General features: G+C 65.9%; 17 protein-coding genes. 8 read left to right on the top strand and 9 right to left on the bottom strand.

All coding sequences use genetic code 11. From position 1 onward, the window contains the following. Window positions 1–182 precede the first annotated feature (182 nt). The gene (locus tag AABM56_RS08265; protein ID WP_133859508.1) at window positions 183–857 is read left to right on the top strand and encodes an RraA family protein; all 675 of its coding nucleotides are present in this window, start codon (window positions 183–185) and stop codon (window positions 855–857) included. 382 nt (window positions 858–1239) lie between these two features. Here AABM56_RS08265 and AABM56_RS08260 read toward each other — a convergent pair whose 3' ends face one another. Both AABM56_RS08260 and AABM56_RS08255 read right to left on the bottom strand, forming a co-directional pair. Then, a complete protein-coding gene (locus AABM56_RS08260) occupies window positions 1240–2595 on the bottom strand; it encodes an MFS transporter (RefSeq protein WP_133859509.1) in 1356 nt (451 codons plus the stop codon). 53 nt (window positions 2596–2648) lie between these two features. Continuing rightward, on the bottom strand, window positions 2649–3569 hold the full coding sequence (locus AABM56_RS08255) for an SMP-30/gluconolactonase/LRE family protein (protein WP_133859510.1): 921 nt from the start codon (window positions 3567–3569) through the stop codon (window positions 2649–2651). A gap of 218 nt (window positions 3570–3787) precedes the next feature. Here AABM56_RS08255 and AABM56_RS08250 point away from each other — a divergent pair, with 218 nt between their 5' ends. From AABM56_RS08250 to AABM56_RS08235, 4 genes are read left to right on the top strand one after another with little or no spacing between them, the layout of a single operon-like run. Then, window positions 3788–4831 (top strand): ABC transporter substrate-binding protein, encoded by a 1044-nt coding sequence (locus AABM56_RS08250; protein ID WP_133859511.1) that lies wholly within the window; start codon window positions 3788–3790, stop codon window positions 4829–4831. Window position 4832: 1 nt separating this feature from the next. After that, complete coding sequence (locus AABM56_RS08245) at window positions 4833–5657, top strand: ABC transporter ATP-binding protein (RefSeq protein ID WP_133859512.1); 825 nt, start codon at window positions 4833–4835, stop codon at window positions 5655–5657. Further along, window positions 5650–6528, top strand: a complete 879-nt coding sequence (locus AABM56_RS08240) for an ABC transporter permease (RefSeq protein WP_133859513.1) — start codon at window positions 5650–5652, stop codon at window positions 6526–6528. The genes AABM56_RS08245 and AABM56_RS08240 overlap by 8 nt, the downstream gene beginning before the upstream one ends. 42 nt (window positions 6529–6570) lie before the next feature. Further along, entirely contained in the window at window positions 6571–7611 is a 1041-nt protein-coding gene (locus AABM56_RS08235; protein ID WP_133859514.1) for an amidohydrolase, read from the top strand. Here AABM56_RS08235 and AABM56_RS08230 read toward each other — a convergent pair. Beyond that, complete coding sequence (locus AABM56_RS08230) at window positions 7604–8806, bottom strand: alpha-hydroxy acid oxidase (protein ID WP_347884004.1); 1203 nt, start codon at window positions 8804–8806, stop codon at window positions 7604–7606. The genes AABM56_RS08235 and AABM56_RS08230 overlap by 8 nt on opposite strands. A gap of 120 nt (window positions 8807–8926) precedes the next feature. Here AABM56_RS08230 and AABM56_RS08225 point away from each other — a divergent pair, with 120 nt between their 5' ends. Beyond that, complete coding sequence (locus AABM56_RS08225) at window positions 8927–9793, top strand: LysR family transcriptional regulator (protein ID WP_133859516.1); 867 nt, start codon at window positions 8927–8929, stop codon at window positions 9791–9793. A gap of 44 nt (window positions 9794–9837) precedes the next feature. Here the strand turns inward: AABM56_RS08225 and AABM56_RS08220 are convergent, their stop codons facing one another. Genes AABM56_RS08220 through AABM56_RS08210 form a run of 3 tightly spaced genes read right to left on the bottom strand, consistent with a single transcriptional unit; the run spans window position 9838 to window position 12748 of the window. Further along, window positions 9838–11346, bottom strand: a complete 1509-nt coding sequence (locus tag AABM56_RS08220) for a tripartite tricarboxylate transporter permease (protein WP_027596832.1) — start codon at window positions 11344–11346, stop codon at window positions 9838–9840. Then, window positions 11346–11807 carry a tripartite tricarboxylate transporter TctB family protein gene (locus AABM56_RS08215; protein WP_133859517.1) on the bottom strand — a complete coding sequence of 154 codons (462 nt, stop codon included), beginning with the start codon at window positions 11805–11807 and terminating at the stop codon, window positions 11346–11348. Before AABM56_RS08215 ends, AABM56_RS08220 begins: the two co-directional genes overlap by 1 nt. After that, window positions 11795–12748 (bottom strand): tripartite tricarboxylate transporter substrate binding protein, encoded by a 954-nt coding sequence (locus AABM56_RS08210; RefSeq protein WP_051399074.1) that lies wholly within the window; start codon window positions 12746–12748, stop codon window positions 11795–11797. Before AABM56_RS08210 ends, AABM56_RS08215 begins: the two co-directional genes overlap by 13 nt. A gap of 766 nt (window positions 12749–13514) precedes the next feature. Here AABM56_RS08210 and AABM56_RS08205 point away from each other — a divergent pair. Next, window positions 13515–14249, top strand: a complete 735-nt coding sequence (locus tag AABM56_RS08205; protein WP_133859518.1) for an IclR family transcriptional regulator — start codon at window positions 13515–13517, stop codon at window positions 14247–14249. A 211-nt stretch (window positions 14250–14460) separates the two neighbouring features. Here AABM56_RS08205 and AABM56_RS08200 read toward each other — a convergent pair whose 3' ends face one another. The 3 genes from AABM56_RS08200 to AABM56_RS08190 form a co-directional block, all read right to left on the bottom strand. Continuing rightward, the gene (locus AABM56_RS08200; RefSeq protein WP_133859519.1) at window positions 14461–16329 is read right to left on the bottom strand and encodes a feruloyl-CoA synthase; all 1869 of its coding nucleotides are present in this window, start codon (window positions 16327–16329) and stop codon (window positions 14461–14463) included. A 79-nt stretch (window positions 16330–16408) separates the two neighbouring features. Further along, on the bottom strand, window positions 16409–17857 hold the full coding sequence (locus AABM56_RS08195; RefSeq protein ID WP_133859520.1) for an aldehyde dehydrogenase: 1449 nt from the start codon (window positions 17855–17857) through the stop codon (window positions 16409–16411). Between the two features lie 40 nt (window positions 17858–17897). Beyond that, entirely contained in the window at window positions 17898–18728 is an 831-nt protein-coding gene (locus tag AABM56_RS08190; protein WP_133859521.1) for a p-hydroxycinnamoyl CoA hydratase/lyase, read from the bottom strand. 266 nt (window positions 18729–18994) lie between these two features. Between AABM56_RS08190 and AABM56_RS08185 the strand changes: the two genes are divergently transcribed. Beyond that, window positions 18995–20053: an aromatic ring-hydroxylating dioxygenase subunit alpha gene (locus tag AABM56_RS08185; protein ID WP_133859522.1), complete on the top strand. Its 1059-nt coding sequence runs from the start codon at window positions 18995–18997 to the stop codon at window positions 20051–20053. Window positions 20054–20055 lie beyond the last annotated feature (2 nt).

Raw genomic sequence — 20055 nt, 5'->3', positions numbered from 1 at the left:
TCGAGCGGACAGCCAGATGAGCAGGCCTTGACCTTAGCATAATGGAATAGCGTTGCAATACTGAACGCAACCTTGAATTACCTGCCACCCATCCGCCCGTTGAATGTTTAAAAAAGAAATGCCATTCTGAAATTCGACACCCGCTCCTGCGGCATCCAACAAAGCCCACAAGAGAAATGCCCATGACCATCGGATTCAGAGTTCTCAATGCCCAACGCAAGGTCGCAGCCGAATGGGTCGCGCGTTATCGTGAGGTTCCGGTCGCCAATGTCAGCGATTCGATGAACCGGATGACCGCCGGCGGCTCGCGCCTGCGTCCCATGCACCGCCAGGGCGTGCTGGCCGGCCCGGCACTGACCGTGAAGGCACGCCCGGGCGACAACCTCATGCTGCACTACGCCCTGGACATCGCCGAGCCGGGCGACGTCATCGTGGTGGATGCCGGCGGTGACCTGACCAATGCCCTGATCGGCGAGATGATGGTGGCCTATGCCCTCAAGCGCGGCGTGGCCGGCATCGTCATCAACGGCGCCATCCGCGATGCCGCCAACATCGGCTCGGGCGACTTCCCCCTGTTCGCTGCCGGCATCTCTCACCGCGGCCCCTACAAGGACGGTCCGGGCGAGATCAACGTGCCCATCGCCATCGACGGCATGGTCATCGAGCCGGGCGATCTGATCATCGGCGACGACGACGGCCTGCTCTGCGTGCCCTATGACCAGGTTGCCGAGGTCTATGACCGTGCCAGCGCCAAGCACGCCGCCGAAGAGAAGCAAATGCGGCAGATCGCCGAAGGCACCAACGACCGCAGCTGGGTCCTGGAATCGCTCAAGAAGAAGGGTTGCGCCCTGCCCTAGTCAGTGGCCCCAATGAAGAAAGGCAGCCTGGTGCTGCCTTTTTTATTGCGCATCGGGTCCATTGGCACCCGTCGAACTCGACCTGTCCCTTCTGGACGGACACGACAGGTCGCGCAGTAACCGGGAAAAGAGGGTCGCGCCTCGACGACTCAAGCCAACCAGCCTCGCGACGTGTCAGGAGCATAGGGCAAGGCGGCCAGCCCCCTGCTGCGAAGAGACGCGCCATCCAGCGGCGTCAACGTTCGGCGCGACCAGCTGCCGGCGTCCCGCCAGGGTATCTTGCTCAGCCCTATCCGGAGCGCCGGCCTCTCCCTCACGATCAGTCGACCGCAAAAGCAGAAGGCGGCTCATCGCCGCCCCCTTCGCCTGGCTCGCCCCTGAATCAGGTACGACCCGCAGGCTCCAACCCGGCCCCACCCACCGGCTTCACCGGCACCCGACGACTCGGGTCGCCCAGCCAGAGCATCATGACGACACCTAGCGCCAGTACCGAGGCCACCACATAGAAGGGTCCGGAGTAACTCTGGGTCGCATCCTTGACCAGGCCGATGGCGAAGGGCCCGACGAAGCCGCCGAGGTTGCCGATGGAGACGATCAGCGCCAGTCCGCCCGCTGCCGCCCGACCGGTCAGGAAGCTGGAGGGAATGGCCCAGAAGGTCGCCTGGAAGGACAGGATGCTGGCCACCGTCACGCTCAGGCAGCTCATGCGCAACAGCGGATCGGCCGAGAGCGCAGCGCCCACCAGGCCACAGGCGGCCAGCCCCAGAGCGCCGGCCACATAGGGCAGTCGGTGCGCACTCAGGTTGGCCTGCCGCGCCCAGAGGGTCATGGCGACGGCGCCGAGGATGTAGGGGATGGTCGCCACCAGCCCCACGGTGGTGTTCTGCATGCCCAGGCTCTTGATGATCTGCGGCATCCAGATGCCGATCCCCACGGAGCCGACGATGCCGCAAAAGTTGATGGCGGCCAGCACGAAGACCTTGGGATTGGTGAGGGCAGCGCGCAGGGTAGAGCCATGGGCCGCGCCTATCTCGCGCTGCTCGCGGGCCAGTCGTTCGGTCAGCCAGGTGCGCTCGCGGGTCGACAGCCAGCGCGCCTTGGCCGGCGAATCCACCAGCACGAACAGGCAGAGAATACCCAGCAGCACCGCCGGCAGGGCTTCCACCACCAGCAGGAATTGCCAGTTCTTCAACCCCATGAAGTCATGGATGTCCAGCAGGAAGCCCGACAGCGGCGAGCCGATGATGTTGGCGGTAGGGATGCCCAGCAGGAAGGCGGCGGTCGCCTTGGCACGCCATTTCCCCGGGAACCAGTAGGTGAAGTAGAGGTAGACCCCCGGGGTGAAGCCGGCCTCGGCCACCCCGAGCAGAAAGCGCAGGATGCTGAAGCTGACCGGGCCGGTGGCGAATGCCGTGGCCATGGAGATCAGGCCCCAGCTGATCATGATCCGGGCGATCCAGATCCGCGCGCCGAAGCGCTGCATGAGCAGGTTGCTGGGAATCTCGAAGATGAAATAACCGAAGAAGAACAGACCTGCTGCCCAGCCGAACATGGTCGCCGTCAGGCCCAGGTCCTTGTTCATGCTGATGGCGGCGAAGCCGACGTTGGTGCGATCCAGGTAGCTGATCACGTAGCAGGCGAAGATGAACGGCAGGATGCGCCACAGGGTACGCCCGAGCAGTTGTTCGCCTTCGGCATCGGTCAAGGGCGCCTGGGCGCCCAGCGGAGTCTGACTCATGGATTACCTCTGTTGTAATTATTGTGGTGCTGACAGGGGCGCCGGAGCGCTGTTTACAGGTGAGAGAACAGCGGCAGACCTCGTACGCTGGTCTCTACCCGCAGGATGCTGCCGGTCTCGGATTCGGTGATGAACAGGCTGCGCCCCTCGGGGCCGCCGAAGGCCAGGTTGGTGTTGCTGATGCCGGCACAGGACCGCAACCGCGCCAGCGGCTCGGCCACCTGCGACAGCTGCCAGACCGAGCCGAAACCGGTATGGGCGATATAGAGGTTGCTCTCTTCATCCAGCGCCAGGCCGTCCGGACCACCGAGGCCACCGTGGAGCTGGGCGAAGACCCCGACCTTGCCGATCAGCGAGCCGTTGCCCAGAGGAATACGCCAGATCTGCTGCGCCCGGGTCACCGCGATCAGCAGGTGGTTGAGCCGCGGATCGAAGACGATGCCATTGGGGCTGGGCACCGTGTTCAACAGACAGCTCAGTTGGCCGTCGGCCGCCAGGCGATAGACCCGCCCACTGGCGTCCTGCAAGCCGGTCTGGCCCTGGTCGGTGAAGTAGAGATCGCCGGCCGGCGAGAACACCAGGTCGTTGACCCCCTTGAAGCCTTCCGAGCCGGCGCTGCCCAGCAGCGTCTCCACCTCGCCACGCAGCGGATCGAGCAGCAGGATGCCGCGCCTGTAGTCGGCGATGAAGATGCGCCCGTCACGATGGATCTTCAGGCCGTTGGGCCAGCCGTCGTACTCGCAGACCAGTTCCCACTCGCCCCTGGGGTCGATGCGAAAGATGCGCCCATTGGGGATGTCGGTCACATAGAGATTGCCCTGGCGATCGAAGGAAGGGCCTTCCAGGAAGGAATCGATCGCCCTGCCCTGGCGATTGGCATCCGCCCAGGCCGTGCGCTTCGGCTGGCGATAGCGATCGGGCAGGCGGGTAAAGACGGAGGTTTGGATCGTCGGCGGCGCAGCGAAAAAGCTCATGACCAGGCACCTGAGAGAGGCCGAAGCCCCTCCGCACAGAGGAGCCTCGCAATTTTATTTTTAACGAAATGCCGTTGCAAAAATAAAACACTCAAGGCCAATTGCAAGCAAAAGTTTTCAGCTGACGAAGGCTGCATCCTCAAGGCTGCTTGACAGGCACGACTTTTCTAAATACTCATTAAAAGAAATGGCATTTCAAAAATAACAAGGAGAACGCCATGCTGCATCCGTCCGGCCGCTCGTCCCGTCCCGCCCTGCGCCAGCTCGCCCGCGTCCTGGGTCTGGTCGCCAGCCTCACCTTGGCTAGCGTCCTCCCCGCTCAGGCTCAGACCGAACAGACCCAGGTCACTCTGGCCATCCAGTACGGCTATGCCTATCTGCCGGTAACCCTGGCCGACAAGCTGGGCTTCTTTCGCGAGCAGGCCAAGGCCGCCGGCCAGCCCGACACCCAATTCGAGATCAAGCGCATCAGTGGCTCGCCCGCCATCAACGACGCCTTGATCAGCGGCAATATCGACATTGGCGGCTATGCGCTGCCGGGCACCCTGGTGGCTTGGCAGAAGACCAGGAAGTCCCTCGACATCCGCGCGCTCTGCGCCCTGGTGGCCGGCGACAATGCGCTGTTCGTCAACGATCCCTCGATCAAGTCGCTCAAGGACTTCAAACCCGACCAGAAGATTGCCGTCAGTTCCCCCACCGGCCAGCAGGCGCTGCTGCTGCAGATGGCCGCCGAGCGCACCTTCGGTCCCGGCCAGGCGCATCGGCTGGACAACCTGATGGTGGCCCTGCCCCATCCCGACGCCACCGCCAGCCTGCTCAACAAGGCCGGTATCACCGGCTACATCGGCCCCAACCCCTACAGCTATCTGCTGGCCAAGGACCCCAAGGTCACCAAGCTGTTCGACTTTTCCAAGGAGCTGGGCAGCCGCATGACCAGCGGGGTGCTGACCACCACTGGCAAATTCGTCAAGCGCAACCCGGGCCTCAGTGGCGCGGTGGTCGCCGCCATCGCCCAGGCCCAGGACTTCATCAAGGCCGAGCCACGCAAGGCCGCCGAACTCTTCCTGCAGTCGGAGCCCTCCAGCCTGAGCCTCGACCAGGTGGAGGACATGCTGCGCGGCGTCAGTGGCGAGTGGTCGGTGCAGCCCATCGGGGTCATGGCGCTGGCCAACTTCATGGTCGGCAGCGGTGCCCTGAAGGAAGCGCCCCAGCGCTGGCAGGAGGTCTTCTTCGAACCCGTGGCCAACGGCGAGGGCAACTGACATGAATGCCGTACCGACTTCCGCGCCTACCGCTGTCCCTGATAGTCCCGCCTGCCTGCTGCAGGTCGATAACGTGACCCTGCAATACAAGACCCGCGAGCAACTGATCACCGCCACCCACCAGGTGTCCTTCACGGTCCGCGAATACGATCGCTTCATCCTGCTCGGCCCCTCGGGCTGCGGCAAATCCAGCCTGCTCAAGAGCGTCGCGGGCTTTCTCGAACCGGCGGCGGGCCACATCCGCCTGCATGGCCAGGACGTCCGCGAACCCGGTCCGGATCGCATGATGGTGTTCCAGGAATTCGACCAGCTGATGCCCTGGAAGACCGTACTCGGCAATATCCTCTTCCCGCTCCAGGAAACCCGCCGCTTCCCCGCCGGCGAATTGCGTGACCGGGCCCGGGCCGCGGCGGTCAAGGTGGGCCTGGAGAAGTTCGTCGACGCCTATCCGCACCAGCTTTCCGGCGGCATGAAGCAACGCGTGGCCATTGCCCGCGCCCTGGCCATGGAGCCGGCCGTCCTGCTGATGGACGAACCCTTCGCCGCCCTCGACGCCCTCACCCGGCGGCGCATGCAGGAGGAACTGCTCGGGCTCTGGGAGCAGTCGCCCTTCACCCTGATGTTCGTCACCCACTCCATCGAAGAGGCCATCCTGCTCGGCTCGCGCATTCTGGTGCTCAGCCCTCATCCCGGCCAGGTCCGCGCCGAGCTCGATGCCAGCCAGTACGGCTTCCGTCAGCAGGGCGCCGCCGGCTTCACCGCCTTCCATAATCGCATCAGCCAGATGCTGTTCGGCCCCAACGCCAGCGAGACCGCCCATGACTAAGCCCGCCGTCGTCCTGCAACCGCGTCCGGACCTCGAATATACGCCCGTCGCCCCCGGCCAGGTCGGCGACATCGCCCGGCGCCTGGGCCTGGCCGAGCGCCTGTTCGCCCAGGCCGGTGTGCGCCGCACCCTGGTGCTGATCGCCCTGGCGCTGATCTGGGAGGTCTATGCCCGCTACCTGGACAACCCGCTGATGTTTCCGACCTTCAGCGACACCGTGGTGGCGCTGTGGACCGATCTGGTCAATGGCGCCCTGCCCCTGGCCGTACTCAGCTCGCTCAAGGTACTGATGGTGAGCTACGGCCTGGCCATCGCCCTGGCGATGCTGCTCACCACCCTGGCGGTATCCACCCGGGTGGGCACCGATATCCTCGCCACCCTCACCGCCATGTTCAATCCGCTGCCGGCCATCGCCATCCTGCCGCTGGCCATGCTCTGGTTCGGCCTCGGCGTCCAGAGTCTGATGCTGGTCATCGTCCATTCGGTGCTCTGGGCGGTGGCGCTCAACACCTACTCGGGCTTCCTCTCGGTCAGCCAGACCCAGCGCATGGCCGGGCGCAACTATGGGCTGCGCGGCATCCGCCTGGTGGCCAAGGTGCTGATCCCGGCGGCGGTGCCCTCAATCCTTGCCGGCCTGAAGATCGGCTGGGCCTTCGCCTGGCGTACCCTGATCGCCGCCGAGCTGGTGTTCGGCGTCTCCGGCAACTCGGGCGGCCTGGGCTGGTACGTCTTCCAGCACCGCAACGCCCTGGAGACCTCCAATGTGTTCGCCGGTCTGCTGATGGTGATCATCATCGGTCTGGTGGTGGAAGGCCTGGTGTTCCGCAGCATCGAGGTGCTCACGGTGCGTCGCTGGGGCATGCAGAATTGAGCCGCCGCTCACCGCCCAAGGGAAGCCCTCGGAGCCGTCGCCATGGCTGAGACACCGGCTTCCCCCCACGCCCAGGTCCGCGAGGCCTGGCTGGCCCAGGTCCAGGAACCGATCCTGGACCCCGAGCTGCCCATCATCGACGCCCATCACCACCTCTGGGACCGGCCCGGCCAACGCTACCTGCTGCCCAAGTACCTGGCGGACACCGCTAGCGGCCATCGCATCCTGGCCTCGGTCTATGTGCAGTGCCGGTCGATGTACAGCGCGGACCGGGCCGCGCCCTTCGACGCCGTGGGGGAAGTGGAATTCGCCGCCGGGATAGCGGCCCAGAGCGCCAGCGGTCTCTATGGCGAGAGCCGGCTGTGCGCCGCCATCGTCGCCGGCGCCGATCTGCGCCAGGGAGAGGGGGTCATTCCGGTCCTGGAAGAGATGCAGGCGCGCAGCGGCGGACGCCTGCGTGGCATCCGCAACGCCACCGCCTGGCATGCCGATCCGCGCCTGGTGTCCAATCCGCGGCCACCGCCGGCCAAGGTGCTCACGGACGAGCGCTTCCACGAAGGCGTGGCCTGCCTGGCCCGCCATGGTCTTTCGCTGGATATCTGGGCGTACCACACCCAGCTCGACGAGGTCCTGGCCCTCGCCCGCAGATTCCCCGACCAGTTGATCGTCCTCGATCATTGCGGTGGCCCACTCGGCGCCGGACCCTATGCGCACCAACGCCAGGCGGTGTTCCAGGCCTGGTCCCTGGCCATCCGGGAGCTGGCCAGCTGCAGCAACCTGCGCCTGAAGCTGGGCGGCCTGGGCATGAAGGTTGGCGGCTTCGCCTTCGACGAGCGAGCCACTCCGCCCACCTCGGCCGAACTGGCCGAGCGCTGGCGACCCTATGTGCTGACCTGCGTGGAAGCCTTCGGCGCCGAGCGCTGCCTGTTCGAAAGCAACTTTCCCGTGGACAAGGGCATGTTCTCCTACGGGGTGCTCTGGAACGCCTTCAAGCGCCTGACCCAGGGCTGGGGGCAGGCCGACCGTGAAGCCCTGTTCAGTGGCACGGCGATGGACACCTACCGCCTTTCGTTAACTAGCTGATGATCCTGAGGCTGTCGCGACGGACCGCGCCGGGACTCTGGATCCCCAGCAGCGCCATGTTGCGCGACAACTCGGTGGCCAGGATGCCGATCGCATGCTTGATGCCCGGCTGGCCGCCCACGGCGCCCGCGTAGTTCATCGGCCGGCCGATGAAGACGAAGGTCGCCCCCAGCGCGAGCGCCATGAGGATGTCACTGCCGCGGCGGAAGCCGCTGTCGATCATCACCGGGTAATCAGGCCCTACCGCCTTGACCACCTGCGGCAGGATGGCGAGGGGTGCGACACTGCCATCCATCTGGCGCCCGCCATGGTTGGAGACGATGAGGCCATCCGCACCGGATTCCCGGGCGTGCACGGCATCCGCCGGATCAAGGATGCCCTTGACCACCAGGGTGCCCGGCCAGTGACGGCGAATCAGCGCCAGGTGTCGCCAGCTCAGGTGATCGCGGGCGCCGAAATCGCGCATCACATTGGCCGACACGATGGGCGCGCCACGGCCGACGCCGGAATTCTCGAAGTGCGGCATGCCCCGCCGGAGCAGGGTGCGCAAGGCGGTACCCAGCAGCCAGCGCGGGTGGGTGATGCCCTCCCAGGCCAGGTGCAGATCCGGCTTCAACGGCGTGGCAAAGCGTGCGCGAATCAGATTCTCCCGATTGGCCGACACCGGTACGTCGGCGGTGACCACCAGCGTCTTGAAACCGGCGCGCTGCACGCGCTCGATGAGGGCGAGGATCTTGGCGTCTTCGCCCGGCACATAGGCCTGGAACCAGGCGTCCGGATTTTCCTGCACCACCGCCTCCATCGGCAGCAGGGAGGAGCCGCTCATGATCGCCGGGATATTGGCCTCCCTGGCCGCCCGGGTCTGGATGAGGTCACCCTCGAAGGCGGTGAGAACGCTGATGCCCATGGGCGCGATGCCGAAGGGCGCGCTGTAGCGCTGCCCCAGGAGAGTCGTTTCGAGGCTGCGCGCCGAGGTATCGGTGAAGACGCGCGGGACCCAGGCATAGCGATCGAATCCCGAGCGGTTCCCGTGCAGCGACTTTTCCTCTTCCGCGCCACCGCTGACGTAGGCGAACAGCGGCTTGGGCAGGTGGCGGCGAGCGGCCGCCTCGAAATCATCGAGGGACAGAATCGCCCGCAGGCGTCGGGTTATCCGGTAGCCGCCGCTGCCCTTGGGCAGGGTGTGGGACGCCAAGGGATAGTCTTGCAGTCTGCTCGTCTGGTTCATGCCGCTGGCCTGGTCGTTTTGGCCATCTTAGGCGCCCGAACAGCGAAGAAAAGTTATTCTTCGTCGATCCAAAGACGAGAAAAACTCATGAAGATCGAAGCCTTCCTGACCTTGCAGGCGGCAGTGGAGCGCGGCTCCTTCGCCGCGGCTGCGGAGGCGGTGAACCTGACCCCCAGCGCTGTCAGCCTGCAGATCAAGCAGCTCGAGGCCTACTTCGGCCAGTCGCTGTTCGATCGCTCGGGTCGGACGGTGCAAGCCACGGGGTTCGCCCGACAATTGATCGACACCATGGCCCGGCCGTTGGCCGATCTCGAGAAATTGCGCAATCAGCGCGCGCAGCCGCTGACCGGTCGCGTCCGTCTCGGGGTGACGGGTTCGGTCCTGACCACCCTGCTCCCCAAGGCGGTCGCCGAACTGCAGCAACGCGCTCCCGGCATCACCCTGCAACTGGAGCGGCACAATACGCCCGAATTGATCGCCGCCCTGAAAGCGGATCGCCTGGATGCCGCCATCCTGATCAGACCACCAGGCGGCGGCTCGGCGCGGCTGCATTGGCATGACCTGCTCCGCGAGCCGCTGGTACTGGTGGTGCCAGCGCAGCTCGCGCCCCTGGAGCCCGAAGCCTATCTGCGGCGCTACCCCTGGATCAGGCTGGATCGCAAGCTGGTGGTCGGTCGCCTGGCGGCGCGCTTCGTCGATGGCCTGGTGCCCCAGTGCGAGGCCCTGCTCGATGTCCCCAGCGCCGACGCCATCATCGCCATGGTCGGCCTGGGCCTGGGCGTCTCGGTGCTGCCGCGACTGCGCCCGGAACACCTGGGGCCCTATGAGATAAGGGAGGTCTCCCTCGGCACTGCCGCGCCCACTCGCCAACTCGCCATGGCGCGCCGCAAGCAGGACTCCGAAAGCGCCTTGCTCGACACCATCGCCCAGGCCTTCGACATCGCCTGCCGCTAGCACGCCGAGGGGGCGGCGAGCTCAGCCCGTTGCCCCCTCTCCGCTCAAGCCTCCTCCTCCTGGAAGGCCTCTTCCCGCTTCCGGCGAAACGCCGGCAACACCATCATCACCAGCAGGATGGCCGAGGCGGCGAACAGGGTGGCGCTGATCGGCCGCTGGACGAGCACGGACGGATCCCCCTGGGAAATCAGCAGGGCGCGTCTCAGGTTGGTCTCCAGCAAAGGGCCGAGGACGAAACCCAGCAGCAGCGGACCCGGCTCGCACTTGGCCTTGCGGAACAGATAGCCCAGCAGCCCGAAGATGATCACCAGGGCGACATCGAAGCCGCGGTTGTTGACGCTGTACACCCCGACGCAGCAGAACAGCAGGATGGCCGGGAACAGCAGCCGATACGGCACCTGCAGCAGCCGCACCCAGACGCCGATGAGCGGCAGGTTGATGACCAGCAGCATCAGGTTGCCGATCCACATGCTGGCGATCAGGCCCCAGAACAGCGCCGGCTGGTTGGTGATCACCGAGGGCCCCGGGGTGATGCCGTGGATCATCATGGCGCCGAGCATCATGGCCATGATCGAGTTGGACGGAATGCCAAGGGTCAGTAGCGGGATGAAGGACGACTGGGCGCCGGCGTTGTTGGCCGACTCCGGCGCGGCGACGCCTTCCACCATCCCGGTGCCGAATTGCTCCGGTGTCTTGGAGACCTTCTTTTCCAGCGAATAGGCGCTGAAGGCGCTCAGAGTCGCACCGCCGCCCGGAAGGACGCCGAGGAAGGTGCCCAACGCCGTGCCCCTCAGAGTAGCCGGCCAGGCCCTGCGGAAGTCCTCGCGGGTTGGCCACAGCCGGGTGATCTTGCCGGCCAGGGTGCCGCGGGCTTCGCGGGATTCGAGGTTGACGGCGATCTCGGCAATACCGAACAGGCCCACCGCGATCACCACGAAGTCGATGCCGTCGTAGAGGTCAGTGGAACCGAAGGTCAGGCGCGTGGTACCACTGCTGACATCCATGCCCACCATGCCGAGTAGCAGTCCCAGGCAGACCATGCCGACCGCCTTGATCACCGAGCCGCTGGCCAGGATGGTCGCCGCCAGCAGACCGAACACGGTCAGCGCCACGTATTCCGCCGGCCCGAAGGACAGGGCGAAACGCGACAGCACAGGACCGGCCACCGCCAGGGCCACGGTGGCGACGGTCCCGGCGAAGAAGGACGCCAGGGCGGCGGTGGCGAGCGCTGCCCCCGCCCGTCCGCGCTTGGCCATGGCATGGCCATCCAGCGCCGTGACCACCGCCGAGGCCTCGCCCGGCAGATTGACCAGGATCGCCGTGGTCGAGCCGCCGTATTGCGCACCGTAGAAGATGCCCGCGAGCATGATCAGGGCGGCCAGCGGTGGCAGGAAATAGGTGATCGGCAGCAGGATCGCCACGGTGGCCGTGGGCCCGATGCCGGGCAGCACGCCGATCAGGGTCCCGAGCAGGGCCCCGATCAGGCAGAACGCCAGGTTGGTCGGGCTCATGGCTTCGGAAAAGCCCAGGTAGAGCGCGTCGAAGATCTCCATCAGAAAGGCCCCACACGCATTTGGACATCCAGTCCATAGATGAAGACCAGCACGCCGAACAAGGTCAGCACCACGCTGGAGATCAGCACCTCGCGCAGCCGCCACTCGCGGTCGGCCATGCTGCCGAAGATCACCAGCCCGGCGGCCGCGACGATGAAGCCGGCATACTCGGCCGCCAGGGCGAAGCCGCCGACGGAAGCCAACAGGATCAATAAAGGCCTGAGCTGTACGGCGTCGATGGACTCCGCGTGCTGCCACAGGCCCAGCAGGCCGATGACGACGCCAAGGATGATCACCAGCGAGCCGACCAAGATCGGCAGATAGCCCGGCCCCATCATGGCCGCGCTGCCGAACGGCAGGTCCTTCGACGACCAGAGCACCAGCGCCCCCAGGCCGATGAAGATGGCACTGGCGAGAAAGTCAGGACGATTGCCGCGCGCCGTGCGCGTCACTGCACCCATGGCGAGACGCTCCACAGCTTCTGGTAACCCGCGAGCTGCGCCGGCATCTGGGCGGCCCAGTCCTCGCCGGACAGATAGGCCAGCGGCAGCGACAGATCCCCGGCCTGCTTGACGAAGGCCGGATCCTCGATGACCTCTTTCACCGCCTGCGCCATTCGCTGCTCGATGGCCTCGGGCACCCCGGACGGGGCGGCGATGCCCCGTTCGGAGGTCATGACCAGGTCGACGCCCTGCTCCCTGGCAGTGGGTAGATTGGGCTGCTGCGGCATGCGCTCGGCGGAGAATTGCGCCAGCACGCGGAAGTCGTCGTCCGCGTTCATCTCGCTGATGTTCTGCCCGGCCGCACTGATATGGCCGCCCATCAGGGCGGTGCGGGATTCGGAAGCGCCGCTGAAAGGCACGTGGGTGAGTTTGATGTCGGTCAGCTGTTGCAGCTCCACCATCATCAGGTGGTCATCCGTGCCGACGCCGGAGGTGCCGACCGAGAACTTGCCGGGTGCGGCCTTGGCGGCCGCGGTGAAGTCAGCCAGGGTCTTGTAGGAGGAATCCTTGGGGACCGCCAGCACCGTGGGATCGTCGACGATGCGTGCCACCGGGCGGATCTTCGCCGGGTCGTAGCCGACCTTACGCTGGACGCGGGTGCTCAGGAAGCCGGGGGTATTGATGAAGGCGAAGGTGTAGCCATCGGGTTTCGCCTTGCTCAGCATGGTGTAGGCGATCTCGCCCGCCGCGCCGGGGCGGTTGACGATGACGATCTTCGCGCCCAGGCGCTTCTCCAGATAGGGCTGCATCGCGCGAGCCATGACATCGGTGCTGCCACCGGGGGCATAGGCGACCAGGAATTCGATCGGCCGGTCTTCCGGCCAGGCGGCCTGCGCACTGAAGGAGCTGAGGGACAGCGCCAGGAAAGAGGCAAGCACAGCACTCGCGGTCTTGGTCATGGATAGCTCTCTATTGTTCTTGTTGGATTGACGTGACCAGGGGTCATGCGCGGCAGCGGCGTCCAGGACGACGCTGCCGGCTTGAGCTGATCACGGGATAGCGTTTCCGGCCACAAGAAAGACCTCTCGGCCGGCGGCCATGGGAGCAAGATAATGGAATGCCATTTCGTAAACGAGACAAGGCATTGCCCAGGCGGCCTAAAATTCGTAACCAAAAAAGTCTTATTGGGCTTCTTTCGACCTCACGATAAGCGTGATCCAGGTTCCTGAAGCCGCCGATAAGTAAAATTTGAAATTACATTTCTTTTTTAAAAGCTCGCTCATGAGTTCCCACAGCGTCACTCGCCAGCCCGGAACGTCCTTCCCACTTCAAAAAGGACTACAGGACCCCTGATGAGAGCCGCCGATCTGGTCGTTCGTTGCCTGCAAACGAGGCTGTGGGATACCTCTTCGGCATTCCCGGGGGAGAGAGCCTGGACTGCCCGGTGGACTACTTCGAGAACGACCGCCTCCTGCACCAGGAGATCAAGGAACGCAGCGCGGCGATCTGAGTGGTGGCGGCGCGAGCAAAGCAATGCCCTGATGGCACGATCGGGGCGTCTCTGGACGCTCACCTCGGGTCGGGCGGGCCATTGCCATTGAAATGTCTAGCTATCAATAAAGGCGGATAGCAGCGCCTGGACAGCTGACTGTGCGAGCGACTCACTAGGCGCACACCGGGCGCTCGCGGATAATGTGGCGATAGCTGCCCTTTAGGAACACTCGCTTGAACACTAACCGTCCTCGCCCAGGCGTTTCCGGCGTTGCCTCTGCTGATCGCGTCTTGACCGTTCTCACCGCCTTTCGCATCGGCGATGCCGCCCTGAGTCTCGCCGAACTGGCCCATCGCACCGGCCTGATCAAGAGCACCATCATGCGCCTGGTGGTGTCGCTGGAAAAATACGGTCTGGTGACCCGACTCGCCGATGGCAACTACATCCTGGCCAGCGAGGTCGTGCGCCTCAATGCCGTCTACCAGGACTCTCACGATGTCGGCCGCCACATCATGCCGCGGCTGCATCAGCTCACCGAAGAGAGTGGCGAAACCGCCTCCTTCTATGTACGACACGGCGCCTACCGGCTCTGCCAGTACCGGGTGAATTCCCCTCATCGCCTGCGTCTGCACCTCCAACCCGGCGACATGCGCCCCATGGACCAGGCGGCCGGTGCCCTGGCCCTGCAGACGCCCTATGCGGTGGCCAAAGCCGGGATCATCCCCTTCTACTCCTGCGGTGCCACCGATCCGCACGCCTCTTCCGTCGCCCTGCCCATCTATGACGCCCAGGAAGAGCTGCTGGGTGCTCTGGTGATCTCGGGGCCGGCCAATCGCCTCAGCCTGGAACGCGCCCAGACCCTGTACGAGGTCCTGCGCGAAGCCGCGGATGAACTGACCCGCAGTCTGGGCGGCAAGACCCTGTACGGCACAGATCAGGCGAAGCGCAAGCCGCGCAAGGATGAGTGATCGGGCACAGGGGCCGGCGGCCCCTGGCGCCAGTCTCGCGTAACGCCCCTCTCCCGCGGAAGAGGGCTGGGATGAGGGATGTCGTCAGCCACTCGCCCCCTTGTTGGGCTTCGCTACGCTCAACCGCAACCTACGAAGGTCGCGCAGTGGCACTGAACGCCCCCTCTCCCTCTGGGAGAGGGCTGGGGTGAGGGAAACCCCAGGCGCCAGACTACGCCCTGATCAACAGCGGCGCCGTTCCCCGGTAGCAGGCCTCCAGCCGTTCCGCGCGATGGGTCAGGACGCTGCGCTGGTTGAGCGAGCCCTTGTCGGTGATCTCGCCGCGTTCGGCGGATGGCGGCTCTTCCTGCAGAGCGATCCATTCCAGGCGACTGGCGTTGCCCGAAGCCTCGCGATTGAGGCGCTGGAGCCAGCCGGCGAACCAGTCCTGAACCGGGGCACTGGCCAGTACCGCGGTGGCATCGACGCCGTCGTCCAGCCCGGCCAGTTGCCGGCAATCCGCCAGGCGCGGAAAGACCAGCAGTCCCAGACACTCGCGATCCGGCGCCGCCACCACCACGTCCTGCACCAGCGGCGTGCCCTCCAGTACCGCGCGATTGCGCAGGGGACCGACGCTGACGAAGACCCCGGACGACAGCTTGAAGTCCTCGGCGATGCGGCCGTCGAACATCAGACCCAGCTGCGGATTGGCCGGATCGACCAGCTTGAGCGCATCGCCCGAGCAGTAGAAGCCTTCCTCGTCGAAGCAGGCGGCGGTCTGGGCGGTGTCGCGCCAATAGCCGGGCATGATGTGCGGACCACGGAAGCGCCCTTCCAGCTTGCCGTCCACCGGCACCAGCTTGAGTTCGCAGCCCGGCGCCGGCACCCCGACATAGCCGGCCACTGAAAGCGGTCCGGTGGTGAAGGTGCAACTGGGCGAGGCCTCGGTCATGCCCAGACCGGCCATCATGCGGATGCGTTCGCCGCAATGGGCCTCGGCGATGCGATCCAGGCGATCCCAGACGCTTTGCGACAGCCCCGCCGCGGCAAAGAAGAACAGCCGCATGCGGGCGAAGAAGCGCTCGCGCAATTCGGCGTCGCGCTCCAGGGCATTGGCCAGCTCTTCCCAGCCGCGCGGCACCGTCAGGTAGGCGGTGGGTGATACCTCGCGCAGGTTGCGCAGGGTCTCGCCGAAGCCCTGGGGGGTCGGCTTGCCTTCGTCGAGATAGAAGGTGCCGCCGTTGTAGAGCACGATCCCCAGGTTGTGACTGCCACCAAAGGTGTGGTTCCAGGGCAGCCAGTCCACCAGCACCGGCGGCTCTTCGCCAAACACCGGAAAGGTCTGCAAGAGCATCTGCTGGTTGGCGCAGAGCATGCGCTGGGTAGTGGTCACCGCCTTGGGCAGCTTGGTGGAACCGGAGGTGAAGAGAAACTTGGCGATGCTGTCCGACCCGGTGGCGGCGAAGGCACGCTCGGCGGCGGCCAGTTCACCACGGGCGAGCAGCGACTCGAAGGTCAGGGTATTGCGGCCCTGGACCTCGCCGCGGGTAGCAATAACCGGTACGTCGGCGGGCAGCACGGCATCCAGCGCCTTCTGGAACGCGGGGCCATCGCTGACGAACACCAGTCCCGGCTGCAGCAGGCCGCAGACATGGCGCAGCTTGGCGTGGTCCTGGGACAGCAGCGCGTAGCCGGGTGACACCGGGCAGAAGGGAATGCCGGCATAGAGGGCCGCCATGGCCAGCTGCAGATGCTCCGGGTCGTTGCCGGAGAGAATCGCCAAGGGTCGCTCGGCCGACAGGCCGAACTCCAGCAGCGCGGCGGCCAGTTGACGCACCCGTTGCAGCATCTCGCCATAGGAGAATTCGCGCCAGGCGCCGCCGGCTTCCCGCGCGGCGAAGAAGGTGCGGTCCGGGGTTACCGCGGCCCAGTGCAGCAGCCGGTCCAGCAGTCGCGGCGGCGGTGGGGTCAGGGCTTCCTGGGAGGCCATGTAGAGCAGTCCACCCCGCTCTTCCACGGTAACGCCGGGTTGTCCCAGGGTCACCGGGCGATAGCGCAGCGGCTGATCGGCGGGCGCGCGGGTATGCGTGACGTGACTCACCTTGAATTCTCCTCTGGGCTGGCGCCCGAGGGCGCCTCTTATTGTTGTTGCAACAGGAGCTAGGGACGGCGGACGCGGATCAGATCGGGTAGTGGCGTGGCCCCGTCTGCAGCGTCACCCAGCGCAACTGGGTGAAATGATCGATGGAGGCCCGTGAGCCGAAGCTGCCGTAGCCGCTGGACTTCACGCCGCCAAAGGGCATCTGCGCCTCGTCGTGCACCGTGGGGCCGTTGATGTGGCAGATACCGCTCTCCACCCGCTGGGCCAGCGCCAGGGCACGGGCGGTGTCGCGACTGAAGATGGCCGACGAGAGACCGAATTCGGAATCGTTGGCCAGGCGCAGCAGGGCCTCGTCACCCTCGGCACGGATCACCACCGCGACCGGGCCGAAGGATTCCTCGGCATAGAGCTGCATCTCGGCGGTGACGCCATCCAGCAGGGTCGGCTGGAGGATGCTGCCGTCGAGCTCGCCGCCACAGACCAACCGGGCGCCCTTGCCCACGGCGTCGTCGATCAGCGCCTTGATGCGGGTGCCGGCACTGGCGTCGATCAGGGAACCCAGGACCGAATCGGGCGCGCCTGGATCGCCGGCCTTGAGGGTGCGCACCTTGGCCGCCAGGCGCTCGACGAAGGCGTCGGCGATGCGACTGTCCACCAGCAGGCGCTCGGTGGACATGCAGATCTGCCCTTGGTTGAAATAGGCGCCAAAGGCCGCCGCAGCGACCGCGGCATCCAGGTCGGCGTCCTCCAGCACCAGCAGCGGTGCCTTGCCGCCCAGTTCCAGCACGGCCGGCTTGAGATGGCGCGCCGCCAGCTCGCCAACGATGCGACCCACCCGGGTGGAGCCGGTGAAGTTGACGCGCCGCACCGCCGGGTTGGCGATCAGCCGTTCGACGACGGCCGGGGCATCCTCCGGAGCATTGGTGAGGACATTGACCACACCGTCGCCCAGGCCGGCGTCCTGCAGCACCTGGCCGATCAGCCGGTGCACGCCCGGACTTTGTTCGGAGGCCTTGAGCACCACGGTGTTGCCGCAGGCCAGGGGCATGGCCAGGGCGCGGGTACCGAGGATCACCGGCGCGTTCCAGGGCGCGATGCCCAGCACCACACCACAGGGCTGCCGTAGCGCCATGGCGAAGCTGCCGGGCACGTCGGACGGTATGACCTCGCCCTGGATCTGGGTGGTCATGGCCGCCGCCTCGCGCAGCATGTTGGCCGCCAGGTGGACATTGAACCCGTACCAGTTGGCCATGGCCCCGGTCTCCCCGGCGAGGGCGACGAATTCGCTACTGCGCGCCGCCAGACCATCAGCGGCGGCCAGCAGACGGCGACGGCGCTCACCCGGTGGTAGCGCAGCCCAGGCGGGAAAGGCGGCCTGGGCCGCGGCGACGGCGGCGTCGGCATCCTCCAGGGTGGCGGCGGCCACCGTGGAGACCACCGCGCCGGTCACCGGATGGCAACGCTGATAGCTGCGACCGTCGCCGGCCGGGCGGCTGGCGCCGCCGATGAGCAGGGATACCTCGACCATGACGCTACCTCTTGTTGTTGTACGGGTGGGCGGTGGCGATCTAGCGCTTGTAGGTCTGCAGACCCGGCTTGATGCTCTTGTCGTCGAGGAACTGCTTCATGCCCTGTTCGCGACCGCCTTCCGGATCCTGCAGCCGCGACTGGTCGAGCTTGGCATAGAGGTAGTCCTCGTTCTGCTCCCAGGTCAGTTCGCGGCAGCGCTTGAAGCCGACCTTGGCGGCCCGCAGCACCACCGGATTCTTGTCCAGCAGCTCGCGGGCCAGGGCGGTGGTCACCTCGCGCAACCGGTCGCGCGGCACGCTCTGGTTGACCAGGCCCATGGCCGCCGCCTCGGGACCGCTGAAGGTCTTGCCGGTCATCACATAGTAGAGGGCGGTACGATGGCCCACGGTATCGGCCAGGGCCTTGCTCACCAGGTTGCCCGGGGGAATGCCCCAATTGATCTCGGACAGGCCGAAGGTGGCCTCGTCGGCGGTGATGGCCAGGTCGCAGGCCACCAGCGGGCTGAAGCCGCCGCCAAAGCACCAGCCGTTGACCATGGCGATGGTCGGCTTGGCGTACATGCGCAACAGCTTCCACTGCCACTGGGAGGCCTCGCGGCGAATCTTTTCCTGCAGGATCTCGGGGCCGGCGTCGGTCTCGCGGAAGTATTCCTTGAGGTCCATGCCCGCGGTCCAGGCATCGCCGGCACCGGTCAGCACCAGCACGCCGGCGCTGGCGTCCTGCTCCAGGGTCTCCAGCACCTCGACCATCTCGCGGTTGAGGGTGGGACTCATGGCGTTGCGTTTCTCGGGACGATTGAGCGTCACCCAGGCGATACCGTCCTCGATGTCCACTTTGACCGTCTGCCAGCGTCCGTCATAACTGCCCATGGCGTGTGCCTCTTGTTGTTGGGTGGGTATGGAGCTGAAGCTACGCCAGGGAATTAGTTAAGTCAATTAACTATTTTGCTGAGCATGCATGATGCCGGTGAACGATAGGGGAACCTGGGCAGACAGGATCCAATCGAGCGGCAACAGGTACAACAGCGGTAACGCCATTCGTCCTGACACGGGCCTCGCAGAGCGAATGCCATTGACAGGAATCGTTAACCGTCATAACCATTGGATCCAATAGACAACAACAAGAGGCCCCGCTCATGTACCCGAAGAATGCCTGGTACGTCGCCTGTACCCCCGACGAAGTCCAAGACAAGCCCCTGGGTCGCCAGATCTGTGGCGAACCCCTGGTCTTCTACCGTGACGCCAATGGCCAGGTGGTGGCCCTGGAAGACTTCTGCCCGCACCGCGGCGCGCCGCTGTCCCTGGGCTTCGTCCGCGACGGCACCCTGGTCTGCGGCTATCACGGCCTGGAGATGGGTTGCGGTGGCAAGACCCTGGGCATGCCGGGGCAGCGGGTCGGCGTCTTTCCCGCGGTGCGCCCCTATGCCGCCGTCGAGCGGCACGGCTTCATCTGGGTCTGGCCGGGCGACCAGGCCAAGGCCGATGCGGCGCTGATTCCCCACCTGGAGTGGGCCGAGAGTCCCGACTGGGCCTATGGCGGCGGCCTCTATCACATCCAGTGCGACTACCGGCTGATGATCGACAACCTCATGGATCTCACCCACGAGACCTATGTCCACGCCTCCAGCATCGGCCAGAAGGAGATCGACGAGGCGCCGCCGGCCACCCGTGTCGACGGTGACGAGGTCATCACCAGCCGGCACATGGAAAACATCTCCGCCCCGCCCTTCTGGCGCATGGCTCTGCGTGGCAATGGCCTGGCCGACGACGTCCCGGTGGATCGCTGGCAGATCTGCCGCTTCACCCCGCCCAGCCACGTGATGATCGAGGTGGGCGTGGCCCATGCCGGCCATGGCGGCTACGAGGCCCCGGTGGCGGTCAAGGCCGCCAGCGTGGTGGTGGACTTCATCACCCCCGAGACCGAGACCTCCATCTGGTACTTCTGGGGCATGGCGCGCAACTTCAAGCCGGACGATGCCGAGCTCACCGCCAGCATCCGCGAAGGCCAGGGCAAGATCTTCGGCGAAGACCTGGAGATGCTCGAACGCCAGCAGCAGAACCTGCTGCGCTATCCGGAGCGCGGCCTGCTCAAGCTCAACATCGATGCCGGCGGCGTGCAGTCGCGGCAGATCATCGACCGCCTGCTGGCCGCCGAACAGGCCGCCACCGGCATCCCGGTCCGGCAGATCGCCTAGGA

Origin of the sequence: Pseudomonas aestiva, from assembly GCF_039908605.1 — a bacterium.
GTDB classification, from domain to species: Bacteria; Pseudomonadota; Gammaproteobacteria; order Pseudomonadales; family Pseudomonadaceae; genus Chryseomonas; species Chryseomonas aestiva.
This window is presented reverse-complemented; position numbering and strand designations above follow the sequence as displayed.

Bases quoted from the DNA above. Each gene is read 5' to 3' on its own strand.
- AABM56_RS08265 (WP_133859508.1), top strand. From the start codon at position 183: ATGACCATCGGATTCAGAGTTCTCAATGCCCAACGCAAGGTCGCAGCC.
- AABM56_RS08260 (WP_133859509.1), bottom strand. From the start codon at position 2,595: ATGAGTCAGACTCCGCTGGGCGCCCAGGCGCCCTTGACCGATGCCGAA.
- AABM56_RS08255 (WP_133859510.1), bottom strand. From the start codon at position 3,569: ATGAGCTTTTTCGCTGCGCCGCCGACGATCCAAACCTCCGTCTTTACC.
- AABM56_RS08250 (WP_133859511.1), top strand. From the start codon at position 3,788: ATGCTGCATCCGTCCGGCCGCTCGTCCCGTCCCGCCCTGCGCCAGCTC.
- AABM56_RS08245 (WP_133859512.1), top strand. From the start codon at position 4,833: ATGAATGCCGTACCGACTTCCGCGCCTACCGCTGTCCCTGATAGTCCC.
- AABM56_RS08240 (WP_133859513.1), top strand. From the start codon at position 5,650: ATGACTAAGCCCGCCGTCGTCCTGCAACCGCGTCCGGACCTCGAATAT.
- AABM56_RS08235 (WP_133859514.1), top strand. From the start codon at position 6,571: ATGGCTGAGACACCGGCTTCCCCCCACGCCCAGGTCCGCGAGGCCTGG.
- AABM56_RS08225 (WP_133859516.1), top strand. From the start codon at position 8,927: ATGAAGATCGAAGCCTTCCTGACCTTGCAGGCGGCAGTGGAGCGCGGC.
- AABM56_RS08220 (WP_027596832.1), bottom strand. From the start codon at position 11,346: ATGGAGATCTTCGACGCGCTCTACCTGGGCTTTTCCGAAGCCATGAGC.
- AABM56_RS08215 (WP_133859517.1), bottom strand. From the start codon at position 11,807: ATGGGTGCAGTGACGCGCACGGCGCGCGGCAATCGTCCTGACTTTCTC.
- AABM56_RS08210 (WP_051399074.1), bottom strand. From the start codon at position 12,748: ATGACCAAGACCGCGAGTGCTGTGCTTGCCTCTTTCCTGGCGCTGTCC.
- AABM56_RS08195 (WP_133859520.1), bottom strand. From the start codon at position 17,857: ATGGTCGAGGTATCCCTGCTCATCGGCGGCGCCAGCCGCCCGGCCGGC.
- AABM56_RS08190 (WP_133859521.1), bottom strand. From the start codon at position 18,728: ATGGGCAGTTATGACGGACGCTGGCAGACGGTCAAAGTGGACATCGAG.
- AABM56_RS08185 (WP_133859522.1), top strand. From the start codon at position 18,995: ATGTACCCGAAGAATGCCTGGTACGTCGCCTGTACCCCCGACGAAGTC.